This window comes from Acidobacteriota bacterium (genome assembly GCA_040754075.1).
GTDB lineage: Bacteria > Acidobacteriota > Blastocatellia > UBA7656 > UBA7656 > JBFMDH01.
Genome location: JBFMDH010000013.1, coordinates 81,108 through 106,975, shown reverse-complemented (window position 1 = coordinate 106,975; position 25,868 = coordinate 81,108). Strand labels below are relative to the sequence as shown.

At 48.2% G+C, this 25,868-nt stretch carries 22 protein-coding genes and 1 CRISPR repeat array; of the genes, 8 read left to right on the top strand and 14 right to left on the bottom strand.

The genetic code is table 11. The features are described 5' to 3' along the window. Positions 1-52 precede the first annotated feature (52 nt). On the bottom strand, positions 53-3,469 hold the full coding sequence (locus AB1757_15595) for a C25 family cysteine peptidase (GenBank protein ID MEW6128463.1): 3,417 nt from the start codon (positions 3,467-3,469) through the stop codon (positions 53-55). 358 nt (positions 3,470-3,827) lie between these two features. Beyond that, positions 3,828-4,115: a hypothetical protein gene (locus AB1757_15590; protein ID MEW6128462.1), complete on the bottom strand. Its 288-nt coding sequence runs from the start codon at positions 4,113-4,115 to the stop codon at positions 3,828-3,830. Positions 4,116-4,254: 139 nt separating this feature from the next. Here AB1757_15590 and AB1757_15585 point away from each other — a divergent pair, with 139 nt between their 5' ends. Further along, entirely contained in the window at positions 4,255-5,145 is an 891-nt protein-coding gene (locus tag AB1757_15585; GenBank protein MEW6128461.1) for an alpha/beta hydrolase, read from the top strand. Between the two features lie 17 nt (positions 5,146-5,162). Next, a complete protein-coding gene (locus tag AB1757_15580) occupies positions 5,163-5,465 on the top strand; it encodes a DUF962 domain-containing protein (GenBank protein ID MEW6128460.1) in 303 nt (100 codons plus the stop codon). A gap of 33 nt (positions 5,466-5,498) precedes the next feature. Here AB1757_15580 and AB1757_15575 read toward each other — a convergent pair whose 3' ends face one another. The 11 genes from AB1757_15575 to AB1757_15525 form a co-directional block, all read right to left on the bottom strand. After that, a complete protein-coding gene (locus AB1757_15575; protein ID MEW6128459.1) occupies positions 5,499-5,909 on the bottom strand; it encodes an OB-fold domain-containing protein in 411 nt (136 codons plus the stop codon). A gap of 234 nt (positions 5,910-6,143) precedes the next feature. Beyond that, complete coding sequence (locus AB1757_15570) at positions 6,144-7,313, bottom strand: transporter (GenBank protein MEW6128458.1); 1,170 nt, start codon at positions 7,311-7,313, stop codon at positions 6,144-6,146. A gap of 12 nt (positions 7,314-7,325) precedes the next feature. After that, positions 7,326-8,126, bottom strand: coding sequence for an enoyl-CoA hydratase/isomerase family protein (locus AB1757_15565; protein ID MEW6128457.1), 801 nt, complete (start codon positions 8,124-8,126; stop codon positions 7,326-7,328). A gap of 6 nt (positions 8,127-8,132) precedes the next feature. Then, positions 8,133-8,588, bottom strand: coding sequence for a hypothetical protein (locus AB1757_15560; GenBank protein ID MEW6128456.1), 456 nt, complete (start codon positions 8,586-8,588; stop codon positions 8,133-8,135). A gap of 25 nt (positions 8,589-8,613) precedes the next feature. After that, positions 8,614-9,411 (bottom strand): enoyl-CoA hydratase, encoded by a 798-nt coding sequence (locus tag AB1757_15555; protein ID MEW6128455.1) that lies wholly within the window; start codon positions 9,409-9,411, stop codon positions 8,614-8,616. Positions 9,412-9,428: 17 nt separating this feature from the next. After that, entirely contained in the window at positions 9,429-9,632 is a 204-nt protein-coding gene (locus AB1757_15550) for a hypothetical protein (protein ID MEW6128454.1), read from the bottom strand. Between the two features lie 134 nt (positions 9,633-9,766). Continuing rightward, positions 9,767-10,153: a Rid family detoxifying hydrolase gene (locus tag AB1757_15545; GenBank protein ID MEW6128453.1), complete on the bottom strand. Its 387-nt coding sequence runs from the start codon at positions 10,151-10,153 to the stop codon at positions 9,767-9,769. Further along, positions 10,150-10,941, bottom strand: coding sequence for an SDR family NAD(P)-dependent oxidoreductase (locus AB1757_15540; GenBank protein MEW6128452.1), 792 nt, complete (start codon positions 10,939-10,941; stop codon positions 10,150-10,152). The genes AB1757_15545 and AB1757_15540 overlap by 4 nt, the downstream gene beginning before the upstream one ends. Before the next feature lie 171 nt (positions 10,942-11,112). Beyond that, positions 11,113-12,315, bottom strand: coding sequence for an acyl-CoA dehydrogenase (locus tag AB1757_15535; protein ID MEW6128451.1), 1,203 nt, complete (start codon positions 12,313-12,315; stop codon positions 11,113-11,115). Between the two features lie 237 nt (positions 12,316-12,552). Further along, a complete protein-coding gene (locus tag AB1757_15530; GenBank protein MEW6128450.1) occupies positions 12,553-13,317 on the bottom strand; it encodes an SDR family oxidoreductase in 765 nt (254 codons plus the stop codon). 218 nt (positions 13,318-13,535) lie between these two features. Next, entirely contained in the window at positions 13,536-14,510 is a 975-nt protein-coding gene (locus AB1757_15525; GenBank protein ID MEW6128449.1) for an NADPH:quinone oxidoreductase family protein, read from the bottom strand. A 263-nt stretch (positions 14,511-14,773) separates the two neighbouring features. Between AB1757_15525 and AB1757_15520 the strand changes: the two genes are divergently transcribed. From AB1757_15520 to AB1757_15495, 6 genes are all read left to right on the top strand, one after another. Beyond that, on the top strand, positions 14,774-15,583 hold the full coding sequence (locus tag AB1757_15520; protein ID MEW6128448.1) for an electron transfer flavoprotein subunit beta/FixA family protein: 810 nt from the start codon (positions 14,774-14,776) through the stop codon (positions 15,581-15,583). Between the two features lie 44 nt (positions 15,584-15,627). Further along, positions 15,628-16,596, top strand: coding sequence for an electron transfer flavoprotein subunit alpha/FixB family protein (locus tag AB1757_15515; GenBank protein ID MEW6128447.1), 969 nt, complete (start codon positions 15,628-15,630; stop codon positions 16,594-16,596). A 133-nt stretch (positions 16,597-16,729) separates the two neighbouring features. Then, positions 16,730-18,799: a heterodisulfide reductase-related iron-sulfur binding cluster gene (locus AB1757_15510; protein ID MEW6128446.1), complete on the top strand. Its 2,070-nt coding sequence runs from the start codon at positions 16,730-16,732 to the stop codon at positions 18,797-18,799. 176 nt (positions 18,800-18,975) lie between these two features. Then, positions 18,976-20,160, top strand: a complete 1,185-nt coding sequence (locus AB1757_15505; protein ID MEW6128445.1) for an acyl-CoA dehydrogenase — start codon at positions 18,976-18,978, stop codon at positions 20,158-20,160. Positions 20,161-20,333: 173 nt separating this feature from the next. Then, the gene (locus tag AB1757_15500) at positions 20,334-21,449 is read left to right on the top strand and encodes an acyl-CoA dehydrogenase family protein (protein MEW6128444.1); all 1,116 of its coding nucleotides are present in this window, start codon (positions 20,334-20,336) and stop codon (positions 21,447-21,449) included. 260 nt (positions 21,450-21,709) lie between these two features. Beyond that, positions 21,710-22,681, top strand: coding sequence for a sulfotransferase domain-containing protein (locus AB1757_15495; protein MEW6128443.1), 972 nt, complete (start codon positions 21,710-21,712; stop codon positions 22,679-22,681). A gap of 318 nt (positions 22,682-22,999) precedes the next feature. Here AB1757_15495 and AB1757_15490 read toward each other — a convergent pair whose 3' ends face one another. Then, positions 23,000-23,722 carry a hypothetical protein gene (locus AB1757_15490; GenBank protein ID MEW6128442.1) on the bottom strand — a complete coding sequence of 241 codons (723 nt, stop codon included), beginning with the start codon at positions 23,720-23,722 and terminating at the stop codon, positions 23,000-23,002. Positions 23,723-23,809: 87 nt separating this feature from the next. Next, positions 23,810-25,867: direct repeats of the CRISPR family, unit length 37 nt; unit sequence GTTTCAATCGGCTAACAATCGCCTCTTCGATTTTCAC. Position 25,868: the final 1 nt, after the last annotated feature.

Genomic DNA, 25,868 nt, shown 5'->3' with positions numbered 1-25,868 from the left:
GGGACGATTTGTAAATGTCGCCCCTGCTTTTTTATGGTGAATCTATGGCTGTTTAGCGGAATTTCAAGGTTGGGTCACCAAGCAAAATATAGGTTTTTCTTAGTTCTTTGTTGGTGATTGCCAATTTCGCGCGAGCCGCGGCTTCGCCAATCGTGATTTCACCGCTGCCGCTAAATAACTGTCGGTAAAATTCCTGATTGATCAAGGTCTGTTCCTCAGGTGAGGTAATCCCGGATGAAACCCAGGAAGCGATACTTCCGCCCTGCGACTTCATCATCGCCTTGCCGAGCGAATCCTGTAAAACATCCTGGAAATAACCATTCATACAGGTAATGCCGACAAACACCGGAAGTTTATTATTGGTTAAAACCCGCGCGTCATTCGAGGTGAAAAGATTATCTCGCCACACCGATACATAACCGTGACCGACATAATTAACGAATGCTTTACCACTGTCGAGTTCAGCGATGAATTGCGCTTTGGCAGCAGCAGTATTTCCCGGATAATCGCCGCGTTGCAATTCTGTAACCTGTAAATGACCCTGAAGGATTGTGGTTAAAGTGTTATTGGCTTGTTCAAAGCTGAATTTCGGGTCATTGACATCGCTAACCAACAAAGCGCTCGCCGAAGGTTTATTTGACGGATAACTCAACAATTTGAAAACCATCGCTGAGGCTTCGTCCGAGGTTTTAACCGGCAGACGCCCGATGGCAATCTCCGGGATGCCATCATTATCGAAATCCGTCAACCAATCATCCGATGCCGTTTCCAGTTGAGTGGTGCCGAGCAATTTGGTCGGAATCATATCGTTGTACCCGTAACCCAGATAGTTTCTGGGGTCATAGGTCGCGTCGCCCACCAGAACGGCAAATTTTGGCGCAACCTGCCAATTGTTTTTGGCATACTCAAAGAAACTTTTAATCGCTTGAGGAGATTTATTCCCGTAACTGAATTCATCATAAACATCCTCAATATTGATTACCGCCGTTTGATAGCCTTCGCTCTGTCGGGCAGTTTTTAAATTTTCCGCTGCCGCAGAAAACGCGCCGGGCGAGATGATTAGTAAATTCGCCGCATTCGAGGTAGCCGCCAAATTGGAAAGGGAATTAGCGGTGATGCTCACAGGGGCTTTGGACTGGCTGGATGCCAAAGCATACAAGATTCTTTGACCACTATCTTTCGCGCCAACTTTGATTGAATAGCTGCCGCGATTGTCTTTAACCGTTCCTTCCAATTCCTGAACCGCGTTCGGATTGGTAAGATCAAAGACCCGAATGGATGGTGAGGTGAAGCCGTTAATCGTTACCTGCTCTTTACCCGAAACCAGTAATTTCAGGCTGTCGTTATCAGCATTGAAACTGTGTTTATAGGTCAGACGAATATAATCCACCAGGTTGAAATCAGAACTACCGTTTGCCCCCACCAGGCGAATGGTGTTGATGCCTTCTCTTAATTGGCTATTGGGTACACTGAATTGACTGTATCCTTTTTGTTGCCCTTCATAATCGATTTCTCCGAGGCTAGTGCCATTGAGTTCCACCAGAACACGATGAGCAATCTGAGTTACGCCTTGCATGGAGATTTCCAAAACCGCCGATTGCGCCGAAGTTAAATCGACGTTTTTGAGGTTTAAGGTTTGCGAAACCGGTTGGGAATAGATGAAGCTGCCAAAGAAATTTTCAGTGTCGCCATTGATTAAACCGGAAAAATAGATAAAGCGATCTTTTCTTTCGACCGTCGAAGTGAAATTAAGAGCTGCCGAATTGGGTCCGGTCGATTTGGATTTCACCATACGCAAGCCGGGCTGTGAGCCGACGGTGAGCCAGTAAACATGTGTATCAGTTGATGGCGTATCCAGTGGCAATCCGTAAAACCCGATACTTGATGAACTATCGAACCCACCGCTTTTATTGGCAAGGACAGAGAGGGGTTGTTCGACGCCATCGACAAAGAGTTGTAAATATCTGGAGTCAACAGCGGAATTCAATCCGGCAGCAACCAATTGCGGTTGGCTAATCTGATACCATCCCTCTTTATTGACGGCGATTTTTACAGCGGCTTTGCCGGCTAAACTGAATTGACCTTGAACCGTTGCGGCGGTTAATTCAACCGGCGACGCTTTGGTTTCAATGAATGTGGTTTCACTTGATGGATTCGCCAGATTGATGGAATTTGCTAATTTTGATAGCAACATCCCCTCATTTCCAGTTGCGGTGAATCCGGCTTTATCGGAAGTCAGGGCTGGAGCCATCGGCCCGAAAAGGGTGGTTTCCCCTTTCGTATCGACCTCTTCAATCCAGTACGAGGCATTTTTACTTTTCTTGGGTAAAGTATCGAACCACGAGTACCGATTGCCGCTCTGGTTGCGAATGGCTCCGCCGATTTTTAATGCTGACCCGGCAATGAGTTCGGAATTGATTCGGGTTCTAATGCCTTTGGCTTCTCGATAAATATTAAAGCCGAGGTTGTCAATTTCATTTTGGGTTTGCCATTCGATTTTGACCGTTCTGCCATTTTGCACGGCATTATAAGATTGCATAGTAACCGCAGTTGGCGCAGAGCCACCGATTAATGCAATGCCCATCAAGGCATAAGGTTGGTTTCCGGTAATTTTCCAACCGGTTACCGAGCATGTCGTTGTCGCAGTATAGCCGCTTAACCCTTGTGCGGCTCCATTTGCTCCAAAATTGGAACTGCTGATGGCATATTGGGTATGAACCGGAAAGCCCGCTTCTGAAATTAACGGATTGGGTGATGCCGTGTCATCGGTTGCAATAGCAGTGACGATTAAATCTTCTTCCTCAGAAGTGACATGCACATCGACAATCGAGTTACCAGTACCCGCATCTGATTGTTCCCCCACAAAATTGGTTGATGGGGTTTCCGTCGCCCCTGTTGGAGTTGTACATAATGTGGTTTGCGTTCTAAAGGGATTAATTGGATGAACGAAATGAAAGAGCGCCACACCAATTGCAAACTCCCCGGTTTGGTTATTCGCCAGGGTAACGGTTATCGAATTGGTTCCGGGCGTGGGCATTTTCAAATACCACATTTCTATGCGAACTTGTTTGGGACCGCCACCGGATTTATCAAACGCACCAATTTGTCCCCCATTGTTTCCGGCTGTAAAGGTTGTTGAACCATAGGAGACGGAACCGACAAATTTATCAAAGGGTAAATTGTCATTATTTTCTTCACGAATGGCGACACTCACAACCAGCAGGGATGAGTTTAATCCAGACGGAACCGTAAAACCGGATATCGTTACACTATTGGCATTATGACTGTTAGTCGTCGAACCCGATGTAGAACTAACAAAGGTTGCTTGTGCAGACGCCGAACAGGTAAAGGCTAGGATGATAAATGTAAGTGGTAAGAGTTTTGCAAAATTTCCCCGTAGCCTTTTTAAAAAGCTATTGGAAACTCCTGACATTTTAGAATTCGATATTAAATTCTGGGGGCGATTCATAACCGATCTCCTTCTCTGGATGATTTCTTGTTCCAAATAAGAAATCATAAAATTCAAAAAACTTTTGGCTATCTCCTGCGATATAGCGGTTAATGGCTTTACAGAATGGGAACCGTTCTGTATCGGTTTAATCTTTTACAGATTTATTATTTTTTTCGACGAGTAATTTTTTCAGGTTTTAAAGAGGGAGGTAGTCTCTAAAAATTTTAACCTTGGTTCATCAATTACTTGATTATCATTACCCTGGTTTGGGGGGATGACGCGGAGATTATATTTGAAAAAAATAATCCATACAATCCCCTATAAGGGGTAGAAAAAGAAATTTTTAATTGGCGGGATATGGGGATGAATTGGCGATTTACGCTGGAATCGCCTCTCTCTCACGGTCGCGGTATTCGATACATTGAGCGATAACTTGACGATATTCAGCGATTTCTACATCCCGTTCACAACAAAGTATCAACAGGTTTCCTTCATCAGTAAAATTACCATCCCATTCGATGACCTGTTCATTTGTCCAGTTCTGTGAATATTGACGTAATTTTTCATCCGGCATTCTATCGAAATAAGCCCGCAGGTTGATGCTGGTCTCATCGAGCGGTTCGGTTGCCGGTTGCTGTTCAAAATTCCAAATCGGTTGTTCCATAGCGTTCAATTATTCCTTGATATTGATTAATAAGGTCGTCACAGACAATTTGAAATTTAAGCCATTTTGATTTCTAAGAGCAAATCGGATTGTGTAAAATCTGCGTGCCTCAATAATCGAAATTGCAAAAGGAGATTTAATGGCAAGCCAGGATATGCAGGCGGTTCGCGATTTACTCGCTTCTTTTCCCGATTCCAGTTCCTTGTCTTTAGCGGAATTGCGCGCGGTTTATGATCAAATGGGTCAATCGTTTCCCTTACCGGCAGAGGTAACTCTGCAACCTGTCGAGGTGAACGGCGTAAAAGCCGAATGGGTTAAAGCCGACCTGGCTACCGAGGCTAAAACCGTGCTCTATGTACATGGCGGCGGATACATTATCGGTTCGACGAATTCGCATCGTCATCAGGTAGCCGCCATCAGTCAGGCAACCGGCGCATCGGTGCTATCGCTCAATTATCGTCTCGCCCCGGAAAATCCCCACCCGGCAGCGGTCGAAGATAGCGTGGCGGCTTATCGCTGTTTACTCGAACAGGGAATTGAAGCCAATAACATCATGATTGCCGGAGATTCGGCAGGTGGCGGATTGACGATTGCGACACTGGTTGCCTTGCGCGAACAGGGGATTGAACTTCCGGCGGGCGGAATTTGTATTTCTCCCTGGGTAGACTTAACGAATTCTGCCGAAAGTATTCTAACCAAAGCCGAAGCTGACCCGATTTGCACCGAGACAATTTTAATCCAGATGGCAACCGCATATTTACAGGGACAGGATGCTAAAACGCCGCTCGCTTCGCCACTGTACGCTGACCTGCAAGGCTTGCCGCCGCTTTTGATTCAAGTCGGAACCGAAGAGATATTACTGGATGATTCCCTCAACCTTGAAAAACGCGCGAAAGAAGCCGGTGTCCCCGTCACCCTTGAAATCTGGGAAGACATGGTTCATGTCTGGCATTTCTTTCATCCGATGTTGAAAGAAGGGCGCGAGGCAATCAATCGAATCGGGGATTTTTACAAAACGCACACCGCATAAATTTTGGAGGTGAAACCATGTTAGCCGGGCGACCCTGGGAAAATTGGATAGCTGAATATGCAAAAAGCCATCAACATCCCGTTAATCGCTTTTGCCACACCATTGGTATTCCCTTGATTGCCGCGTCAATTCCGTTGGCAATCATCGCAATTTTTGTAAAGTCCATCTGGCTTGTGCCGCTTGCGATGTTTGTCATCGGCTGGATTTTTCAATTCATCGGTCATTGGGTGGAAGGCAAACCGCCGGAGTTTTTCAAAGACTGGCGATTCTTGTTTGTTGGACTGCGTTGGTGGTTCGCAAAAATACGGGGATTGGCTTAGACAACAGGTGAAAGTGATTCCTCGCTTTGCCTTTCACTTTTTCGCGTCATCAACCGGCTGAAAAAATGGTATCGCTGCGGTTTCATTGAGGCTCTCGAAAACGACTTCAACGGGCATATCCAGTTCAACTTCATCGACCGGACAATTTTTTAACCCGCTCAGCATTCGCACCCCCTCTTCCAATTCGACAATGATAACTGCATAGGGAACCTGGGAGGCGAAAGCCATATGCAAAGGCGCATGGGTTACAGTCCATGAAAAAACCTTCCCGCGCCCACACGACGCTGTCCATTCCCAATCCGTCGAACCGCACTCGGCACATATGGGTCTCGGAATATGTCGCCACCCGCCGCAATCGTTACATCGCTGAAAACATAGACGCTTTGCCGCGCAATGCGACCAGTATTGTTTATTCAATTCTTCGACCGGTTCCGGTTGAATCATTAAAAAAAGTCCTTTTCTGTGAAATTCATCAACTGGTCAAATAAATTTGTTAGTGAGCCGGTTTACCGGATTCTTACCCGCGTTTTTCAATTTTGGTATCGGGTAATTGGTAAACCTTTTCGGAGTCGGAGCAGGTTGTCATCGTCATTACTGCTTAGGGGCGAATTGCCACTGCAATATTGGCTCTTTTGATGGAAGCGAATGAATTATTTTTCACACGCTCTCCTTACCGTTTCAAACTCTGGCAAGAATCGCGAGACTTCCATCTCCCAGATCGCCCCACCCCGTGACCAGTCCAAGTCTGGCATCTCGAACCTGCGCGGCTCCTGCCTGATGGCGTAACTGGCGAACCGCTTCAACGATGTGATTCATTCCCCAGGTGTGCGCCTGAGAGAGCAATCCACCATGCGTATTCAGAGGGAATTTCCCACCCAACTCGATATTTCCATCACGGACGAAATCGCCGCTTTCGCCTATGCCGCAAAACCCCAACGCTTCAATCTGTAAAAGCACAACATAGGTAAAGCAATCGTATATTTCAATGAAATCAACATCCGTCGGGTTTATCTCAGCCATTGCAAATGCCCTCGGCGCAGCGTTCGCTAAACCGATTCTCAATAACTCTTTTCTCGAGGCAATGTCATCAGCCGGATACGGATGACCTTCGCCAACCCCAAGAATGGCTACCGGAGCCGGTTTCAGGTCACGCGCTCTTTCTAAACCGGTTACCACCACAGCACACGCGCCGTCGCTTTCAAGCGAACAATCAAAAAGCCGAAAGGGTTCGGATATCATCGGCGAAGCAAGATAACTTTCCAAGGTCATCGGCTTGCCACGCATCAAAGCGCGTTCATTCAATTGCGCGTGTTTGCGACAGGCGATGGCGACGGCTGCGGTGTGGTCGTCTCGAATGCCGTAAAGTTGTTTATGGCGCATGGCTAAAAACGCATAACCTTGAACCGGAGCCAGCACCCCGTATGGAAAATAAAAATCGCGCGTGTTATTGGCGAATGGATTGGTAAGCGGTTTGCCTTGACGCGGAGCATCCGGTTTCGGGCGCATTGCCGTGTAGCCCAACCACCCAAGGGTGATTAAAACATGGTTGGCGACTCCTGTAGTAATTGCCATCGCGGCGCTTTGCAAAGCGGCAACCGGGCTTGCGCCGCCCATATGAACCGTTGTTGCGTAACGTAAATTTTCAATGCCTAAATTTGCCGCGAGTTCCTCGGCAGTGGTAAACAGCGGTGGCGGTATGATGCCATCAATGTCACCTGGTTTAAGCCCTGCGTCTTCGATGGCGGCTCGCGAAGCTTTGAGCATCAACTTAACTTCCGAATGCGGCGAGCCTTTCACATAATCGGTTTCGCCAATGCCAACAATTGCCGCTTGGTTTTTCAAACTCATTCTGGTTTTGATTTATTTCCCTTTGAATTTCGGTTGGCGTTTTTCATGGAATGCCGCTGTGCCTTCTTTAACGTCTTCGGTGTAGTTGGTAATCATCACCGCCAGTGCCGCATCTTCAAGCGCGTTTTCCAAATCCATCGTTTGTTGTTTGTACATCATGCGTTTGGTGATGCATATCGCAATCGGTGGACCTGCGGCTAATCGTTCAGCCCACGCTTTGGCGGTTTGCATCAACTGGCTATCGGGGACTACCTCAGTCACCAAGCCCAATTCCTTTGCTCGCATTGCCGAATAGACTTCGGAAAAGAGCGACATCTTTAAAGCATTTTGTAAACCCATGAATTTAGGGAAAAGATATGCGCCGCCTTCATCAGGTATCAAACCGAACTTCAAACTGGTATCGCCCAATTTGGCGCTCTCAACGGCGATGCGAAAATCGCAACTGAGCGCCAGCGTTAAACCACCAGCGACCGCCGCGCCGTTGATTGCCGCAATCGTCGGTTTATCGAAACGCCTGAGCAAAGTGATGAGTTGGTGCATATTCTCGCGCATCTCAAGCATGGCTTCCATTTTGTGCCCGCGATAGCGCGATGGGTATTGAAAGTCTCGCGACACATCGCCACCCGAACAAAAGCCGCGACCGTTGCCGGTAATCATCACTACGCGAATCGTCTCATCATCGCGCGCATCACTTAAAGCGGCGATGATTTCATGCACCATCACTTCCGAATAGGCATTTAATTTTTCGGGACGGTTCAAGGTGATGGTCGCAAGGTGATTTTCTTTGCTGTAGATGATTTGTTTGAATTCCATAACCACCTATTCGATTTCAACCTTCAGTGAAAAATTTGCAGTAGCGCCGGGACGCCGCGCTCCTGCGCGCATCATTAAAACGCGAATGAGATAATCTCCGCTTTCAGGTAAATCATCATCCCATTCGACCGCTTCAACCGCGAGGTTATCATCGGGATTACTTTTAGCGCGAATCACCAAAACCGCGTAAGTATTTGCGGAAGTCAACGTGACCCTGGCGTGTTGACCGGCACGCGCCGAAAACACATAGTCTTTGAAGGCATATCCTTTGATTACGCCTTTGACGATTGCCGATGATGCGCCTTTTTGAAATTTGATGCGCTGGGGTGGCGGGTCATCAAACGAAGTCGGGGTCTTACCAAACCCCTCAACTACAAATAGCCCCGTTACCATCACACTGAATAGAAGAACAACCAAAACGTTCTTTGCCATCATCACCTCGCGCTCGAATAAATTGCACATTCACCGATTGCCAAACAATTCTTTATCATCGACCTTTAAAAACCGGTGGACGTTTTTCAAGAAAAGCGCGCACCCCTTCTTTGTGGTCTTCGGTTTCGCCGCAACGGATGTGGGTTTCCGATTCGCGGTCAAGCATGGTGCGAAAATCAACCGTGGTGGCGAGATTCACATTGGCTTTCATGTAACGGAAACTGACGAGCGGACCGTGCGCGATTCTCGACGCCACATCATTGACCGTTGCGAGAAGATGCTCGGCGGGAACCACGCTGTTTAATAAGCCGATGCGATGCGCTTCGTGGGCTTCGATAATTTCTGCGAGAAAATAAAGCTCTTTGGCTTTCGGCGCTCCGGCATACTGCGTGAGTAACCAGGTGGTTCCGAAATCGCCGCCGAATCCGACTTTGGCATAGGCGGTTCCGAATTTCGCCGTGTCGGCAGCAATTCGCAAATCACAGGATAAACAAATTCCCAACCCTGCGCCCATCGCGTGACCATTAACCGCAGCGATGGTCACTTTGGGTAAATTGTAAATCGTCCATGAAAGTTCGTGACCTTCGCGCAACCAGTCGATTTTTTGTTCAAGAGATTTTTCTTCACCCTCCTGTCGTTGCGCCATCGCCGACACATCACCTCCGGCACAAAACGCGCGACCGGCGGCGGTGATGATAATTGCGCCAACTTCCGGGTCACTGCTCCATTTTTTCAAGGTGTCAATGGATTGAAATATTAAATCGCGACTCAAGGCATTCAATTTATCCGGGCGATTAAAGGTTAAGGTCGCAACCCGGTCTTCAACTTTGGTTAAAATGACATCCTCAGACATCTGATTTTCCTCCTGATTTATTCTTCTTCGAGCATTTTTAAAAAACTGTTGTAAACGTAAAACACCTCTTTCATTGAAAGCGTCGGCACGCGGTCATCTTCCATCGGTGATGAGGGAATCATTCGACGCTCTTCACCAAAATAGGCAATGCGACGTTCGACACCATTATAAAAAGCGGCTGTGAGGTTACTGGCGATGATTTTTCTGGTTTCTTCGCTCATTTATTCTTCTCCACTTTGTTCGGGGCTGGTTTGCATGGGGACAGGGAAAGCGATCAATTCAAGTGTGAAGTTTGAATGGTAAAAATGTGATGAACAATAATGCTCATCACTCATTACTCATTACTCATTACTCATTACTCATTACTTTTGAGAGCCGCGATGGCTTCGATTTCAATTTGAAATCCGTAGTGCAAATCTTTTACGGGAATCACGGCTCGTGCCGGGCGATGGTCGCCGAATACTTTGGCATAGGTTTCATTGACCTGTCCCCACAAATCTATATCGGAAATATAAACCGTAGTTTTCAGCACATGATTTAAATCGCTTCCGGCAGCCTCCAAAATTGCCGAGACATTTTTGAGGGCTTGTTCGGTTTGTTCTTCGATTGAGCCTAATTTTCGCTCACCGGTTGCCGGGTCAATCGAAAGTTGACCGGCAACATAAACCAGCCCGTTATGAACGATTGCCTGTGAATAGTGGCCGCCGGGTTTCGGTGCGTTAGGAGTTAAAACACTGTTCATTGATTACCTCCTGGCGATTTTTCGATGCTGGTTTTGAGTCTCCGCATTCCGCGAATCCAGCGGTCATAATCCGTGGCTTTGCGTTGGAAATACTCCGCGACTTCCGGGTGCGGCAGGATTAAAAATTTTTCTTCGGCGATGGCTTTTACTACACAATCGGCAACTTCTTCGGGCGACACCGAACCTGCTACCAGAAAATTTTCGCCCTTACCGTCTTCACCAAGCAGCATACGGGTTCTGACGCCTTGCGGGCATAAACAAGAAACTTTGATACCCTGATCGCCATATTGAATCGCGAGCCATTCGGCAAAAGAAACTGCCGCGTGCTTGGTGACTGAATAGGGCGCGGCGTTAATCTGACTGAGTAATCCGGCAGCCGATGCGGTATTCACCAGATAACCTTCGCCACGCGCCAGCATTGGCGGCAATACATAACGCGCCGCAAGAATGTGCGCCATCACATTCACTTCCCAGATGCGTTGCCAGTCTTCGTTGCTGACTTCCGCGCCGCCGTAAACGCCTGCAATCCCGGCGTTCGAGCAAAACAAATCAATCTGCCCGAATTTTTCCAGCGTTTGTTCAACCAGATTTTTGATGTCGGCTTCGCTTGCGACATTGGTTTGGATGGCGAGACCGCCGATTTTTTTGGCGACCGCTTCAGCCTTTTCTATTTCCACATCTGCGACCACCACGGCTCTAGCGCCTTCGGCGGCAAATCGTTCGCAAAGTCCGCGACCAATGCCCATCGCGCCGCCGGTCACAACCGTTACCTTATCTTTTAAATTCATCTTCTCCTCAAGTGAGTTGGTGCTTGGTACTTTGTGCTTGATGTTGGTTTTTAGATTCGCTTGAGCATTAATAAAACTGCTGAAATTCTGAATGACGAATTTGCTGTCGACTCAAACTCCAAAAAACAAAGCACAAAGCACAAAGTACAAAGTACAAAGTACCGAGCACCATTAGTCATACTTTTTCAATTCGAGTTTGGCAACGGCTTCACGGTGAACTTCATCGGGTCCGTCTGCGAGTCTCAGTGTACGGGCGTTTGCCCAGGCGGCTGCCAGCGGGAAATCATCACACACCCCGCCGCCACCATGTGCCTGCAAAGCGCGGTCAATCACCCGCAATGCCATATTCGGCGCGACGACTTTAATCATGGCGATTTCAGCGCGCGCGACTTTATTGCCGACGGTGTCCATCATATAGGCGGCTTTCAAGGTTAAGAGCCGAGCCTGTTCAATCTCCATTCGCGAATTGGCAATGTCTGCGCGAATGGTGCCTTGTTCGGCAATCGGTTTTCCGAAAGCAATTCGGGATTTCACACGTTTGCACATGGCTTCGAGCGAACGTTCGGCAAGTCCGATTAACCGCATACAATGATGAATGCGTCCGGGACCAAGTCTGCCTTGAGCAATCTCAAATCCGCGTCCTTCACCGAGCAAAATATTGGCAGCGGGGACGCGCACATTTTCAAAATCGACTTCGCCATGTCCATGTGGCGCATGGTCGTATCCGAATACATTGAGCATTCGTCTGATTTTCACCCCCGGCGCATCCATCGGCACCAGAATCATGGATTGCTGTTTATGTTTGGGTGCGGTTGGGTCGGTTTTGCCCATAAAAATAGCGATTTTACAACGCGGGTCACCGGCTCCTGAACTCCACCACTTCCGCCCGTTGATGACATATTCATCGCCGTCGCGCGCGATACTCGCTTGAATGTTTGTCGCATCCGATGAAGCGACATCGGGTTCGGTCATCGCAAAACAGGAGCGGATTTCACCATTGAGTAGCGGAGTGAGCCACTTATCCTGTTGCTCTTTGGAACCATATCGCGCCAGCACTTCCATATTGCCGGTATCGGGAGCCGAGCAATTGAATACTTCTGAGGCAAATGGCGAGCGCCCCATAATTTCACAAAGCGGCGCATATTCGAGATTGCTGAGACCCGCGCCCTGGTCGCTTTCCGGTAAAAACAGATTCCATAACCCTTGTTTGCGGGCAACCGGTTTCAAATCTTCGATGATTTGCACGGGTTGCCAGCGGTCACCTTCGGCGATTTGTTCATAATAAGTTTTTTCGTTCGGGTAAACATATTCTTCGACGAATCCCTGAACCCGTTTAATTAAATCTTTAACTTTGTCGGAGTATTCAAAATGCATAACCGTAAATTCCTTTCAGGTCTGAAATGATAAAGACGGAGATTGACACTGCGTCCGATGCTATCGCAAGTAACCGTGAATATTCAAAAGCAAAAAGCCGGTGGGGAAAACAATCTTGAGAATCTCGAAAAGAGATTATCCTTTTATCGTTCTCAGGTGGTTATCGCAGCGTTGGATAACCTCGCAACTTTTTACTTTTTACTTTTTACTTTTTACTTTTTACTTTTTACTTTTTACTTACTTCGCGGTTGCGCCGCCATCGACGACAAATGTTTGACCGGTGATGAATGATGATTCATCAGATGCCAGAAACAATGCCATGCCGCCGATTTCATCCGGGGTGCCGACACGCGGAATCGGCTGGGTGGCTTCGATGGCTTTAACATATTGTTCGTTTTTCCAGAAATATTCGCTGAAATCGGTTTGAATGAGTCCGGGGGCGATGGCATTGACGCGCACCCCATGTTTTCCAAATTCGACCGCCCAGGTTCTGGTCATCATAATCAATGCCGCTTTGGTGGCGCTGTAAAGCAAGCCGCCTGCCTGTGGTCGCAGACCGGCAATCGAGACGATGTTGATAATCGAACCGCCGGTTTTTCGTTCGATCATTTTGGGAACCACACGATTAATAAACCTCACAGATGAGAGAACATTGATTTCAAACATTTTGGCAAACATCTCGTCGGTAACGTTGAGCGAGGGTCCCTGACCGATATTGGTGGCGCTGTTATTGACCAGTATATCAACCGCGCCAAGTTGATTTTCGGTATCACTGACCAATTTATCAATATGGTCTGCGCGACCGACGTGACATTCCATCGGAACAGTTTTTCCCGGTAAAGGTGCGAACTCTTCAGCGGTTGTCTGTAACACATCCATTTTGCGACTGGCGATGACGACATTGGCACCGGCTTCAGCTAAACGAAAAGCGATAGCTTTTCCAATGCCGCGTCCGCCTCCGGTTACGATTGCGACTTTACCTTGCAAATTACTTTTACTCATTAAAAACGGCCTCCTTATAAATTATTGAGTTTGCCAAAAGTCTGTTGTGAAGATAACGCCCACCAAGGATTAAAAATTTTTACAATGATTCATTTAAACCTGAGCGTTGATTGTCGATTTGTCATTTCGTCGCAATCGGAGCAGTAAAAATTACCCCAGTCTGAGGGGTAAGCCAAACCGATTACGAGCGGTTGGGAAATTCCGGTTTGAAAATAAAATTACATTGTCAAAACCAGTTTGCCGTAAGCCTGTCGATTAGCCAGTGTCTGTAAAGCTTGCGGCGCATCTTCAAGCGCATAGGCTTTGGAAACGATGGGTTTGATTTTGCCCGCCGTATACATCGCGAATAATTCGTTCTGTGATTGCGCCAGATAATCCGGGTGTTTTTCAATATGTGCGCCCCAGAACACGCCGACAATCGAGATGTTCTTTAATAAAATTCGATTGGCGGCAATGGTTGGAATGCGCCCACCGGCAAAGCCTATGACCAGCAACCGCCCGTAAGTAGCGATGCATTTACTGGATAAATCGAAAACATCTCCACCCACCGGGTCATAAATAACATCGACTCCGTGACCTGTGGTGATTTTTTTGATTTCATCAACCCACGAATCATCGCGATAACTCAGGGTAAAATCTGCGCCAAGCGATTTACAGAATGCCAGTTTTTCATCGCTTCCGGCAGTAGCGATGACCTTTGCGCCAAAAGCTTTGCCAATTTGAATCGCCGACATGCCAACCCCACCTGCGCCTGAATGAACCAGCAGCCATTCGCCCGCTTGTAATTTCGCGCGTTCCTTCAACGCGAAATAAGCGGTTTGGTAGACGATGTACATGGCGGCGGCTTCTGTAAAACTCATGGCATCGGGAATTTTAAAAATCCGATTGGCTTTGGCGATGGCATATTCGGCATAACCGCCGGTCGATACTCCGGCTTGAACGCGGTCGCCGATGGTGAAGCCGGTAACGCCTTCACCGACAGCATCGACCACGCCTGCAACTTCTGCGCCGGGTGAAAAAGGGAAGGGTGGTTTGATTTGGTATTTGCCTTGAATTTGCAGAATGTCGAAAAAATTTACCGCCGACGCCTGATTTTTTATGCGAACTTCACCGGCTGCCGGCGTTGGAATGGCAATCTCTTCCAAGGTCATCTGTTGCGGTTCACCCCACTGTTTGACAAGCCATGCTTTCATTGAAATAGCGCCTCTCTGACAGGGAAATTATTTTTCAATATGCTTTGTCTGGAACTTGACAGTTTGCCTTTTGGTCATGATACTTCTACCGAACGGTCGGTAAGTAAAAGCAAAACCAGCGAGATTATAAGCATCCAACCGTTCAAGTACAACCCAAAGAAATCATATTCATAAAATTATGCAAAAGACGGTTGCTGCAAAGACTAAAGGTGCGATAGTTTGTCGTCCGCAAAGCAACATTTTTACCTCAGATAAGGAATCATATGGCACTCAATATCATTGTCTGTTTAAAACAAATTCTCGACCCCGAAATCCCGGTGCGGGATTTTCGCGTCGATGCTGAGAAGAAAGAAGCGGTTCGCGGTTCAGCAAATCTGGTCACCAATATTTTTTGTGAAAATGCCCTGGAAACCGCCCTGCAATTAAAAGAAAAAGTCGGCGGCAAAATCACGGTTATCTCCTATGGCGCGGACTCCGCCGAAGATTCACTTAGAAAAGCCCTGGCAATGAAAGCCGACGCGGCGATTCACCTCCTCAATGAAGGCAATCCCCATCCTGATGCCCTGACGGTTGCGCAAACGCTCGCCGCCGCAATCCGCAAACAAGGTGAATATGATCTGGTGATGGTCGGGCGCGAGTCCGGCGATTGGGGCGTCGGGCAGACCGGCGGATTACTTGCCGAAGAATTGGCTATCGCCTGTGTCAATTTCGTTGATGCGATTACGGCAACGGATAGCGGATTAACCTGCAACCGCCAAACCGATGTCGGCGCTGATACCGTTGTGGCAAAAACGCCGCTTGTGGTTACGGTCACCAATAATGAATTCAACGTTCCGCGCATTCCCAAAACCCGCGATGTCATGATGTCTTATCGCCAACCATTGACTAAATGGACGATTGCCGACCTTGGACTCACCCCCGATGAAATGAATGCCGGGAACAGTTATTACGAAGTTGTTGACCTGTACATCCCTGTGAAAGAAATCAACTGTGAGTTTGCCGAAGGCGACACTTTAGAGGATCGTGTCGATAAATTCGCGCAAAAAATTATCGAAGTAACCGGCACGATGTAACCATCATCCGGTTTTATAGCTTATCAATTAATCGAGAAAAAAATATGAAAGATGTCATTATTGGTTTATTCGCTTCGGCTGGTTATGACCGCGCCGCACAGGGCGTTGCCGGAGCCGGTCGCAAGCTCGCCGCTGAACTTGGCGGTAAACTCCACGCCGTTTTATTGGGTGTTGCGGATGAGGCAACAAAATCGGCAGTGGCTTCGGTAGTTGATGTCTTAACGATTGCTGACCAGGCGGCGCTTCAGGAGTATCAAACCGAAAATTATTTAAGTGCCCTCGCTGAAATTTGTAAAGCCAAACAACCTGCCGCCGTGTTACTGAGCAATGATACTTACAGTCAGGAACTTGCGCCAAGACTTGCCCATCGTCTGGGCGGCAGCGCCGGCGCAGACGGGCTGGCGCTCAGCGTTGTCGATGGGAAAGTTCGCGTGACCCGCAGCGTTTATGGCGGCAAAGCGATGGCAAGTATCGAACTGAAAAAATCGCCCGCGGTCGTTTGGTTACGCTCACGCGCTTTTGACACCGCGCCGGCACGCGGAACGCAAGCGGAAATTTCACAAGCGACGGTTGAATTGCCTGCGCAATTATCGGCAACTATCACCGAACGCAAGGTTGAAGCCGGTGATGAAGCGCGACTCGAAGATGCAAAAATCATTGTCTCAGGCGGTCGCGGACTCGGTGGCTCAGAACCATTTATTGAATTGCGAAAGATTGCCGATATACTGGGCGCGCAAATGGGCGCATCACGCGCGGCTTGCGATTCCGGTTGGGTTCCGCCTTCGTGGCAAATCGGGCAGACCGGAAAAAAAGTTGCGCCGGGGTTGTACATCGCCGTTGCCATTCACGGCGCGAGCCAGCATTTAGCAGGAATGTCCGATTCAAAATGTGTAGCCGCGATTAATATCGATAAAGATGCGCCGATTTTTAAGCATTGCCGCTTCGGCATTGTTGAGGACTATCGCAAAGTCGTGCCGCTTTTGATTGAGCGATTGAAAGAACTCAAGAAATAAAATGAACCACCGAGACACAGAAAAGAAGAAGGGGAGAAGGGGAGAAGGGGAGAAAGGGAAGCCTCGATTGTTCCCCTTCTCCCTCTCTCCCTTTCTCCCTATCTTCTTGATGTCTCGGTGGTGAAAAAATTATATGAACCCGGAATTTGCCACACGCGAAGTTTATTGGAATATCCCACACTCATTTATCTGGGTGATGTATCTGATGTTCGTCGCAGCAATCGCGACCGCAGGTTACGGATTCTGGCGCAGAGTTCAAGTGTGGCGGCGCGGGCTTCCGGCAAATCGCTTTGATAGACCGGCTGACAGAATAAAGCGATTAATCAAACACGCGGCGGCTCAAGGGCGAACGGTTCGCGAAAAGTACGCGAGAGTTTTTCATTCGTTTATTTATAGCGGATTCATCATGCTCACTATCGCCACCACTGTTGTTGCCATTCACGATGATTTGGGCATTCCAATCATGCAGGGCAGTTTCTATCTCTACTTTCAATCATTCATCGTCGATATATTCGGGGCGTTGGTACTGGTTGGCGTCGGCATCGCGCTCTGGCGACGGATTTCGTTAAAACCAAAAAAACTGGTTTATACCGAAGAATCAACGTTAATTCTCACGGCAATTTTTCTCATCGCTTTGACTGGATTTTTAGTCGAAGGATGGCGCATTGCCGCCACCCTTGACCCCTGGGGAAAATGGTCGCCCGTGGGGTTTTTATTGGCGCAAGGTTCTGCTGCATTGATGAGCAAGAACGCCATGCGCGCAATGCATTTCGGCGCGTGGTGGACACACGCAATTTTAGTTTTCGGATTTATTGCCTGGGCACCTTACACTAAAATGGCGCACGTCATTTTTGGTCCCTTGAATATCTACACGTCATCGCTTAATCCGACCGGCGCGTCGCTAAAAAAACTCGACATTGATAAAGCAATGGAAACCGGCGAGCCGTTGGGTGTGAAAACCCTTGCCGGTTGGAGTTGGAAAGACCTTGCTGATTTCGACGCCTGCACAGAGTGTGGGCGCTGCACGAGTGTCTGTCCCGCGAATACCGTCGGCAAAGAACTTTCGCCGCGCGACATCATTTTGGATTTGCAAAAATTCATGCACGCCAACCCTCTGGCAGCTTTCGGTATTTCTATTGGCAACTCGTCAAACAAAAACGCCGCAAACGGCAATGAGACCGGCAATCAATCCGCAATTCCCATCATCGGCGCGGTTGCTGCAACTGCACCCGAAGCCCTCTGGCAATGTACGACCTGCGGCGCGTGTATGGAAGCCTGCCCGGTTTTCATCGAACAGATGCCCAAGATTGTCGATATGCGGCGTTTCCTGGTGATGGAAGAAGCCGATTTTCCTGAAACTATGGGCGATGCGGTGACTTCAATGGAAACCCGTGGTCATCCGTTCAAAGGTACGCAATCGACGCGCATAGATTGGACGGAAGGATTGAATATTCCGACGATGGCTGATGCGAAAGACGCTGAAGTATTGTTCTGGGTCGGCTGTGGCGGCGCATTAATCGAGCGAAATCAAAAGGTGGTTCGCGCCACGGCGCAGTTGCTGCAAAAAGCCGGAGTCAATTTCGCGATTCTCGGACGCGAAGAAAAATGCACAGGCGACCCGGCGCGACGCATCGGCAATGAATTTCTTTTCGACATGCTCGCCAGAGAAAATACTGCGAAGCTGAATAATTACGGGGTAAAAAAAATCATCACCTCGTGCCCGCATTGCTTCAACACCTTTCGCAATGAATACCCGGAATTCGGCGGCAGTTACGAGGTTTTTCATCACAGTGAATATTTAGCCAAATTAGTGAGTGACGGGAAAATCGCTCCCTCAAATAAAAACCAGAAGAAAATCACCTTTCATGACCCGTGTTATCTTGGGCGTCATAACGGCATATTTGATGCGCCAAGACAACTGGTGCAAATCGCGTCGCGCAATGCTCCTGTAGAAGTTGCACAATCACGCGAGAATGGTTTTTGTTGTGGCGGCGGCGGCGGCATGAGTTTTATTGATGAGCCGAAAGATAAGCGCGTCAATCAGGAACGGGCGCGGCAGTTACTCGAAACCGGCGCTGATATAGTTGCCGTCGGTTGTCCTTTCTGCACCACCATGCTCGAAGACGGCATCAATGCGCGCAAGGGTGAACGCGATGTGCGGGTGATGGATGTTGCAGAAATTTTATGGCAGTCGGTTAGTTAGAATACAGGATTCAGGATACCGGATTCAGGAGTCAGGGGCAGAAGAAACGATGAAGGTGGAATGTTAAATGATGAACAACTACATAACGCTTGCTGTTCATCATTCATCGTTCCTACTTCATACTTTCCTTTCCCTGAATCCGGTATCCTGAATCCTATCATTAAAGAGGAGAATTTATGGATTTACGATTAACGCCTGAAGAGGAAAAATTTCGCGACGAGTGCAGGGCTTGGCTGGAAGCGAATGTTCCGCCGCCCTTTGAAGGCGCGGGACTCAACGAAGAAGAAAACGCCGAATCGCTGGCTTATCTGAAAGCCTGGCAGAAAAAAGTTTATGATGCCGGTTGGGCGGGGATTTCCTGGAAAAAAGAATATGGCGGACGCGGCGCTACCTTGATTGAACAAGCCATCTTTCAAGAAGAATGGGCAAGAGCCAATGCGCCGATGTTGATTAATGTTCTGGGGCTTTCTTTGATTGGGCCAACGATTATTGCAGTCGGCACAGAAGAACAGAAGAAACGCTTCTTGCCGAAAATTTTATCCGGCGAAGAAATCTGGTGTCAGGGCTTTTCCGAACCCAATGCCGGAAGCGATGTCGCAGGACTTGGAACCAAAGCGGTGCGCGATGGCGACCATTTTATCGTCAACGGGCAAAAAATCTGGACTTCACTGGCGCATGTTTCCGATTGGTGTTTATTGCTGGTTAGAACCGATTTTGAAGCGCCGAAACATAAAGGCATCACCGCGCTTCTGGTTGATATGCACAGCGAAGGCGTGTCGGTTCGACCTCTCAAACAGATCACCGGCGATTCGGGATTCAATGAAGTTTTCTTCTCCAATGTGCGAGTCCCTGTGGCAAATGTGTTAGGCGAAGTCAACAAGGGCTGGCATACGGCAATCGCTACGTTGATGAATGAACGCGCCAATCTCGGCGCGGGGATTTACATTCAAATCAAACGCACGCTCGATGCCTTAGTTGAAAAGGTGAATACTTTGCAACGCAACGGCAAACCGATTGCGCAAGACCCGATTGCCCGCCAGAAAATCGCCCAGGCGTATTTGGAACTGGAAATATTTAAACTCAACAGCAATCGCGCCATCTCCAAATTGAGCAAATCACCGATACCGGGTCCCGAAGGTTCGATTCAGAAAATTTTCTGGAGCGAACTCAATCAACGCACCCAACGCGACGCGATGGAAATCCTCGGCGCGCACGGGCAACTCTGGGATTTAGACGACGGCAAATGGGTCTACGGGTATTTGAGAACCCGTGGCAACACCATCGAAGCGGGAACCAGCGAAATTCAACGCAACATTGTGGCTGAACGGGTGTTGGGTCTTCCGAAAGGCTATGCCAGATAGTTGGTTGTACTTTGTACCTGGTGCTTGGCTATTGGCGTTTGAGTTAGCTACAAATTGATTGTTCAAAATTTTCAGCAAGTTTTAATACTCAAGCCAAGCTAACAATCAACCCCAAGTACCAAACACCAAGTACAAAGTACCAAGCACCAAGTACAAATAACAAAGGACAAAGTATGGATTTTGATTTAAGTAAACCACAAAGATTATTGCAGGATTCAGCGCGCACTTTTTTTTCGCGTGAGTGTGCGCCCGAACGTGTGCGTGAATTGATGGCAAGCGATACCGCGCACGATGACAACCTCTGGCGCGCCATTGCTGACCAGGGGTGGACGGGATTGATTATTCCCGAACAGTATGGCGGACTCGGACTGGGACTGGTTGAAATGGCAGTGATTGCCGAAGAGATGGGACGTGCCTGTTTGCCGGGCGCTTTCGTCTCGACGCTTTGGGCATCGGCGTTAATCGAAAAAGCCGGGAGCGAAGAGCAGAAAGCCAAATGGCTTGACGGAATTTCCGCAGGCGATGTCAAAGCGACGGTCGCCTTGCTGGAAGCCAGCGCCGATTGGAACCCGGCGGCGGTGCAACTCAAAGCCGAACGCGATGGCGAAGGTTTCCGCATTCACGGGCGCAAAGAGTTTGTCAATGATGCCGCTGTTGCGGATTTAATGCTCGTGGTGGCGCGCGGCGAAAAAGGTTTAATGGTTCTGCCGGTTGAAAAGGGAACTGATGGCGTAAAGGTTACGCCGACGCCGAGCATTGATGCAACGCGCAAAATTTACCAGGTTGATTTCGATAATGTGTACGTTGAAGGCGCGATGGCATCGGGCATCAATGCGGCATTGGAATATTCAATGGGGGTTGCGGCAATCGCGCTGTCGGCGGAGATGTTGGGCGGCATGCAATGGACGCTTGATACCACAGTTGAATATGCCAAAACCCGGCAGCAATTCGGCGCGCCGATAGGTTCTTATCAAGCGGTTCAACATCATTGCGCCGATATGTTGCTGTATACGGAAAGTTCGCGTTCGGCAGTTTATTATGCGGCGTGGGCGCTCACCGAACATGACCCGCTCTCAAGAAATGCGGTGTCGATTGCCAAGGCGTATTGTTCGGATGCCGGTCGTGAAGTCGGCAACCTCGGCATTCAATGTCACGGCGGTATCGGGTTTACCTGGGAACACAACCTGCACCTGTTTTATAAACGCGCCAAAGCCAATGAATTGATGATGGGAGATGCCACTTTCCATCGCGAAAAACTGGCGCAACTGGTCATCGATGCGAAAGATTGATTTTTGGCAGAGACCGGAAAAAGCCAGTTTTTACGAGGCTTTTTCCGGTTTTTCGATTTGATAACTCCCGGTCATTATTGACATCCGCGTTTGCTGAATTTAAACTGCCTCTGTTCGTTCACCGTTCATTCTCCCTTACCCCCTGAATAATAAAAACGTAGTCGCCTTGCACCCAAGCTGTTTGATAGTTGAAGTGGAAATAATTACCTCACCAAACCAATTACCTGTTACGGGATAATTTAATTTTTTGTGGAGGGTTGATGAGTAAACCTAAGCGAAACGTGTTGTTGGAAAAATACTCTCATCAATTAAAGTCTTACGTTCCTTCAAAGGTTAGAACTTATATTTACGAGCAAACGGTTCAGAGAAGAAGCGGAAAGGCAGATTATGCTTTGCCGGACTATATTATCATTGGCGCGCAACGTAGCGGGTCAACTTCGCTTTACAACTATTTGACCTGGCACCCGGATGTTGATTCGGCGATTACCAAAGAAATTCACTTTTTCAATTTCCTTTATGATAAGGGGATCGATTGGTATAAATCGCATTTTGCGAAGACCGAATACCTGCGAAAAAATGGGCTGATAACCGGTGAAGCCAGCCCGTATTATATCTACAGCCAGGCGGCGCCCCGACGGATTCGCGAACATATTCCCGAAGTGAAATTGATTGCCTTGCTGAGAAACCCCATCAATCGCGCATTATCCAATTTCAATATGCATGAACCCGAAACCCGGTCGTTTGAGCGCGCGGTCTTGGATGAGATGAGATTGATAACGAGCAATCACCATGTGGATTTTCATACAATGATGGAATCTTTTGAAAAAGGCATGTCTTATTTGCTGCGCGGCATTTATATCGAGCAATTGCAACCGTGGTTTGAAATCTTTCCCAAAGAGCAAATTCTGGCGCTAAAGAGCGAAGACCTTTATGGCGATACCCGACGGGTCTATGAGCGGGTCACTGGATTTTTGGGTTTAAGGGATTGGCAACCGAAACGGTTTGAGCCGTTTGAACAGCGCCGTTATTCGCGGATGGAGCCGGAATTGCGCGAACGGTTGGCGAAATTTTTCGCGCCCTATAACGAACGACTCTACGAATTTTTGGGAAGCGATTTCGGATGGGAAAAAGAGAGTTTGCAAGCCGAGGGGCAAGAGGCGGCTGAACAATCCGCGAAAGTCGAATCACCGAATGATTCATTAAGCTCATTGGTGATTAACACTCTTTTATGAGTTTAGCGAGAGTTTGATAAACCCTAATGGGTTGCCCGGGAATGGCTGGCAGATGGTTTCGTCTGCCAGCCATTTTTCATTCTGAACCTCCCGGCAGATTATTCAGAAATCAAGACTGGAGGTGTGATAAAAGTTTGGCGCGCGACTCGCTTTTGCCTACGAACAGACGTTGAACCCGGAAGCGATTTTCTGCAAATCGAAAGCGGTGACTAGTCACCGCACTCCATAAAACCCTCCCTGCAATGCCTGCTCAATCCCGCGCCTGCCGATAGAGTTTTTGTATCAGGCAATTTTTTCGGCATTCAATCGCCAAAAGGGTCAGGGCGCTGGTTGAACTGCGGTGTGCAAAGATTTCCACGAGGCTTTTAGGAGTTCGCCGATGCGTTGCCAATCTTCTTCGCTGACGCCCCCGGCTTCGGCGCGGTCGTCGCGTATGGTCATGGCTTCGGCGCGAAGCCGCGCGTGTTCGAGCAATTGGTCTGTGGGAATGCGATAAATTTCTGCGGGCAACTCGGCAAGCGCGAGTTCCAGGTCGCCGGGTTTATGCTGTTTTCTTTCGCGGTGAATAATCCACCATTCCAATTCCAGCTTTGCCGCTTTTTCAATATCGAAATCAATATCGCTGACCTGATGAATCGAGGTGTAGTAATTGATTAAATTGGGTAGCGCCTTTTCATAATCGGCGCGATTGCGCCCGTCTTTAAAGACAAAAGCGGCTTTGGCGGCTTGATAAGCGACGGTGTTCGAGCGCGCCAGCGGCAGGTTGTACTGAGTTCTGAGGAGTTCGGACATTTGGGTGAACAGTTTGACCCGCTCTTTGGCGTAATAGGAACGCCACATGGCGGTTTCAAGACGGGCGACTTCATCGGCATTGAACTGGCGGAGTTTCGAGTGGCGCGGCGCAAATAGATCATAAGCGATATAGGCGAGCAGAATGATTGCCAGAGCCAGAACGATTTTCCATTTCGAGATGCGGGATTTGGTTTGCGTCGGTGCAGTAATTTTTTCTGCGGAAGAGTTTTGGGTTTGCGTCTGTGCCATGCGCTGCCTCCATCAAAATCAGGTTGTCGGGTTTTCTCGAAAGATTTACGCAGAAAATTGGCAGGTGGATTGACTTGGAAAAAAATGTGGGTAATCGGCTAACAATCGCCTCTTCGATTTTCACTGCAAGCGTTAAAAGCGCAAGCGGCAAGCGTTAGAATCGAGTTTCAATCGGCTAACAATCGCCTCTTCGATTTTCACGCAGATGAATTTCGCATTTTTGAGCAGGGTAAATCCCGGTTTCAATCGGCTAACAATCGCCTCTTCGATTTTCACGACGAGCAAGGATTCCTGAACGCGCCATGCACGATAGCGTTTCAATCGGCTAACAATCGCCTCTTCGATTTTCACCCATGACGTTGCTCGGCAGTTCTTTCCCGGCCATAACGTGTTTCAATCGGCTAACAATCGCCTCTTCGATTTTCACAGGGGCGTCCGCGTCTCCTCTACAATGCGATATCTTGTTTCAATCGGCTAACAATCGCCTCTTCGATTTTCACGAAGACAAAGTGTGCTTCTGGCCTTTGAATGTCAAGTTTCAATCGGCTAACAATCGCCTCTTCGATTTTCACAGGATCAACAAGAATCGCAGGCGGCAGTAGAACCGCAGGGTTTCAATCGGCTAACAATCGCCTCTTCGATTTTCACGGATCCTGTGCTAATAGGAATAGCTTTTCTGGTCATGTTTCAATCGGCTAACAATCGCCTCTTCGATTTTCACCGGCCGTCATCGTCAGCAGATTTGTGAAATGTTGTAGGTGTTTCAATCGGCTAACAATCGCCTCTTCGATTTTCACGTGCGCACTTTGCAAATGGGGGAGAGGTATGAAAGCCATGTTTCAATCGGCTAACAATCGCCTCTTCGATTTTCACGATAGTCAGGGTTTCCCAGATGCACGGAAGGCCATAAGGTTTCAATCGGCTAACAATCGCCTCTTCGATTTTCACAAAAAAATGAAAATTCATCTATCGTGGATAGCGGTTATCGTCGTTTCAATCGGCTAACAATCGCCTCTTCGATTTTCACTCGGAGCGTATTCCGCTTCACGTTTGGTCTCCTGGCTCGTTTCAATCGGCTAACAATCGCCTCTTCGATTTTCACAGTCTTGCTGATTATTTTCTCTCAGCCCGTCGGGCATGTTTCAATCGGCTAACAATCGCCTCTTCGATTTTCACGAAGTGAAGACTATGGCAAGAATGGAGTCTTCTCCATGTTTCAATCGGCTAACAATCGCCTCTTCGATTTTCACGCGTGAGTTCAATTGACAGGTTATGCAGCCAGTTTCGTTTCAATCGGCTAACAATCGCCTCTTCGATTTTCACTCGGACTATATGATCCCCGAACGAATTGCCGCAATTTGCGTTTCAATCGGCTAACAATCGCCTCTTCGATTTTCACACCGACGAGAAGGATGACGTTTAGAAGAATCACCCACGTTTCAATCGGCTAACAATCGCCTCTTCGATTTTCACCCGAAAGGAGGCTCCTACACGGATGCGCACAGGCATCGTTTCAATCGGCTAACAATCGCCTCTTCGATTTTCACTTCAGATGAAGACAGTAGTGTAGTAGCTGTAATTGTGTTTCAATCGGCTAACAATCGCCTCTTCGATTTTCACGGGAAAAGATACGCACGAAGTTGGAAGCAATTCTGTCGTTTCAATCGGCTAACAATCGCCTCTTCGATTTTCACACGATAAGGATCTTTGAGATCGAAGAGGGGACGTTGGGTTTCAATCGGCTAACAATCGCCTCTTCGATTTTCACCGGCGCGAGACACGGTTGGTGGTGGATACTCAACTCCACGTTTCAATCGGCTAACAATCGCCTCTTCGATTTTCACTGGATGATGCCCTAATCAGTCTCATGATGGCTCCCGGCGTTTCAATCGGCTAACAATCGCCTCTTCGATTTTCACTCGGAGCGTATTCCGCTTCACGTTTGGTCTCCTGGCTCGTTTCAATCGGCTAACAATCGCCTCTTCGATTTTCACATATGTCAACCCGCTGACATTTGATTGATTACCATCAAGTTTCAATCGGCTAACAATCGCCTCTTCGATTTTCACGTGCGCACTTTGCAAATGGGGGAGAGGTATGAAAGCCATGTTTCAATCGGCTAACAATCGCCTCTTCGATTTTCACG

Excerpts from the sequence above, each read along its gene's own strand:
- AB1757_15595 (MEW6128463.1), bottom strand. The coding sequence starts at position 3,469 with ATGAATCGCCCCCAGAATTTAATATCGAATTCTAAAATGTCAGGAGTT.
- AB1757_15590 (MEW6128462.1), bottom strand. The coding sequence starts at position 4,115 with ATGGAACAACCGATTTGGAATTTTGAACAGCAACCGGCAACCGAACCG.
- AB1757_15585 (MEW6128461.1), top strand. The coding sequence starts at position 4,255 with ATGGCAAGCCAGGATATGCAGGCGGTTCGCGATTTACTCGCTTCTTTT.
- AB1757_15580 (MEW6128460.1), top strand. The coding sequence starts at position 5,163 with ATGTTAGCCGGGCGACCCTGGGAAAATTGGATAGCTGAATATGCAAAA.
- AB1757_15575 (MEW6128459.1), bottom strand. The coding sequence starts at position 5,909 with ATGATTCAACCGGAACCGGTCGAAGAATTGAATAAACAATACTGGTCG.
- AB1757_15570 (MEW6128458.1), bottom strand. The coding sequence starts at position 7,313 with ATGAGTTTGAAAAACCAAGCGGCAATTGTTGGCATTGGCGAAACCGAT.
- AB1757_15565 (MEW6128457.1), bottom strand. The coding sequence starts at position 8,126 with ATGGAATTCAAACAAATCATCTACAGCAAAGAAAATCACCTTGCGACC.
- AB1757_15560 (MEW6128456.1), bottom strand. The coding sequence starts at position 8,588 with ATGTGCAATTTATTCGAGCGCGAGGTGATGATGGCAAAGAACGTTTTG.
- AB1757_15555 (MEW6128455.1), bottom strand. The coding sequence starts at position 9,411 with ATGTCTGAGGATGTCATTTTAACCAAAGTTGAAGACCGGGTTGCGACC.
- AB1757_15550 (MEW6128454.1), bottom strand. The coding sequence starts at position 9,632 with ATGAGCGAAGAAACCAGAAAAATCATCGCCAGTAACCTCACAGCCGCT.
- AB1757_15545 (MEW6128453.1), bottom strand. The coding sequence starts at position 10,153 with ATGAACAGTGTTTTAACTCCTAACGCACCGAAACCCGGCGGCCACTAT.
- AB1757_15540 (MEW6128452.1), bottom strand. The coding sequence starts at position 10,941 with ATGAATTTAAAAGATAAGGTAACGGTTGTGACCGGCGGCGCGATGGGC.
- AB1757_15535 (MEW6128451.1), bottom strand. The coding sequence starts at position 12,315 with ATGCATTTTGAATACTCCGACAAAGTTAAAGATTTAATTAAACGGGTT.
- AB1757_15530 (MEW6128450.1), bottom strand. The coding sequence starts at position 13,317 with ATGAGTAAAAGTAATTTGCAAGGTAAAGTCGCAATCGTAACCGGAGGC.
- AB1757_15525 (MEW6128449.1), bottom strand. The coding sequence starts at position 14,510 with ATGAAAGCATGGCTTGTCAAACAGTGGGGTGAACCGCAACAGATGACC.
- AB1757_15520 (MEW6128448.1), top strand. The coding sequence starts at position 14,774 with ATGGCACTCAATATCATTGTCTGTTTAAAACAAATTCTCGACCCCGAA.
- AB1757_15515 (MEW6128447.1), top strand. The coding sequence starts at position 15,628 with ATGAAAGATGTCATTATTGGTTTATTCGCTTCGGCTGGTTATGACCGC.
- AB1757_15510 (MEW6128446.1), top strand. The coding sequence starts at position 16,730 with ATGAACCCGGAATTTGCCACACGCGAAGTTTATTGGAATATCCCACAC.
- AB1757_15505 (MEW6128445.1), top strand. The coding sequence starts at position 18,976 with ATGGATTTACGATTAACGCCTGAAGAGGAAAAATTTCGCGACGAGTGC.
- AB1757_15500 (MEW6128444.1), top strand. The coding sequence starts at position 20,334 with ATGGATTTTGATTTAAGTAAACCACAAAGATTATTGCAGGATTCAGCG.
- AB1757_15495 (MEW6128443.1), top strand. The coding sequence starts at position 21,710 with ATGAGTAAACCTAAGCGAAACGTGTTGTTGGAAAAATACTCTCATCAA.
- AB1757_15490 (MEW6128442.1), bottom strand. The coding sequence starts at position 23,722 with ATGGCACAGACGCAAACCCAAAACTCTTCCGCAGAAAAAATTACTGCA.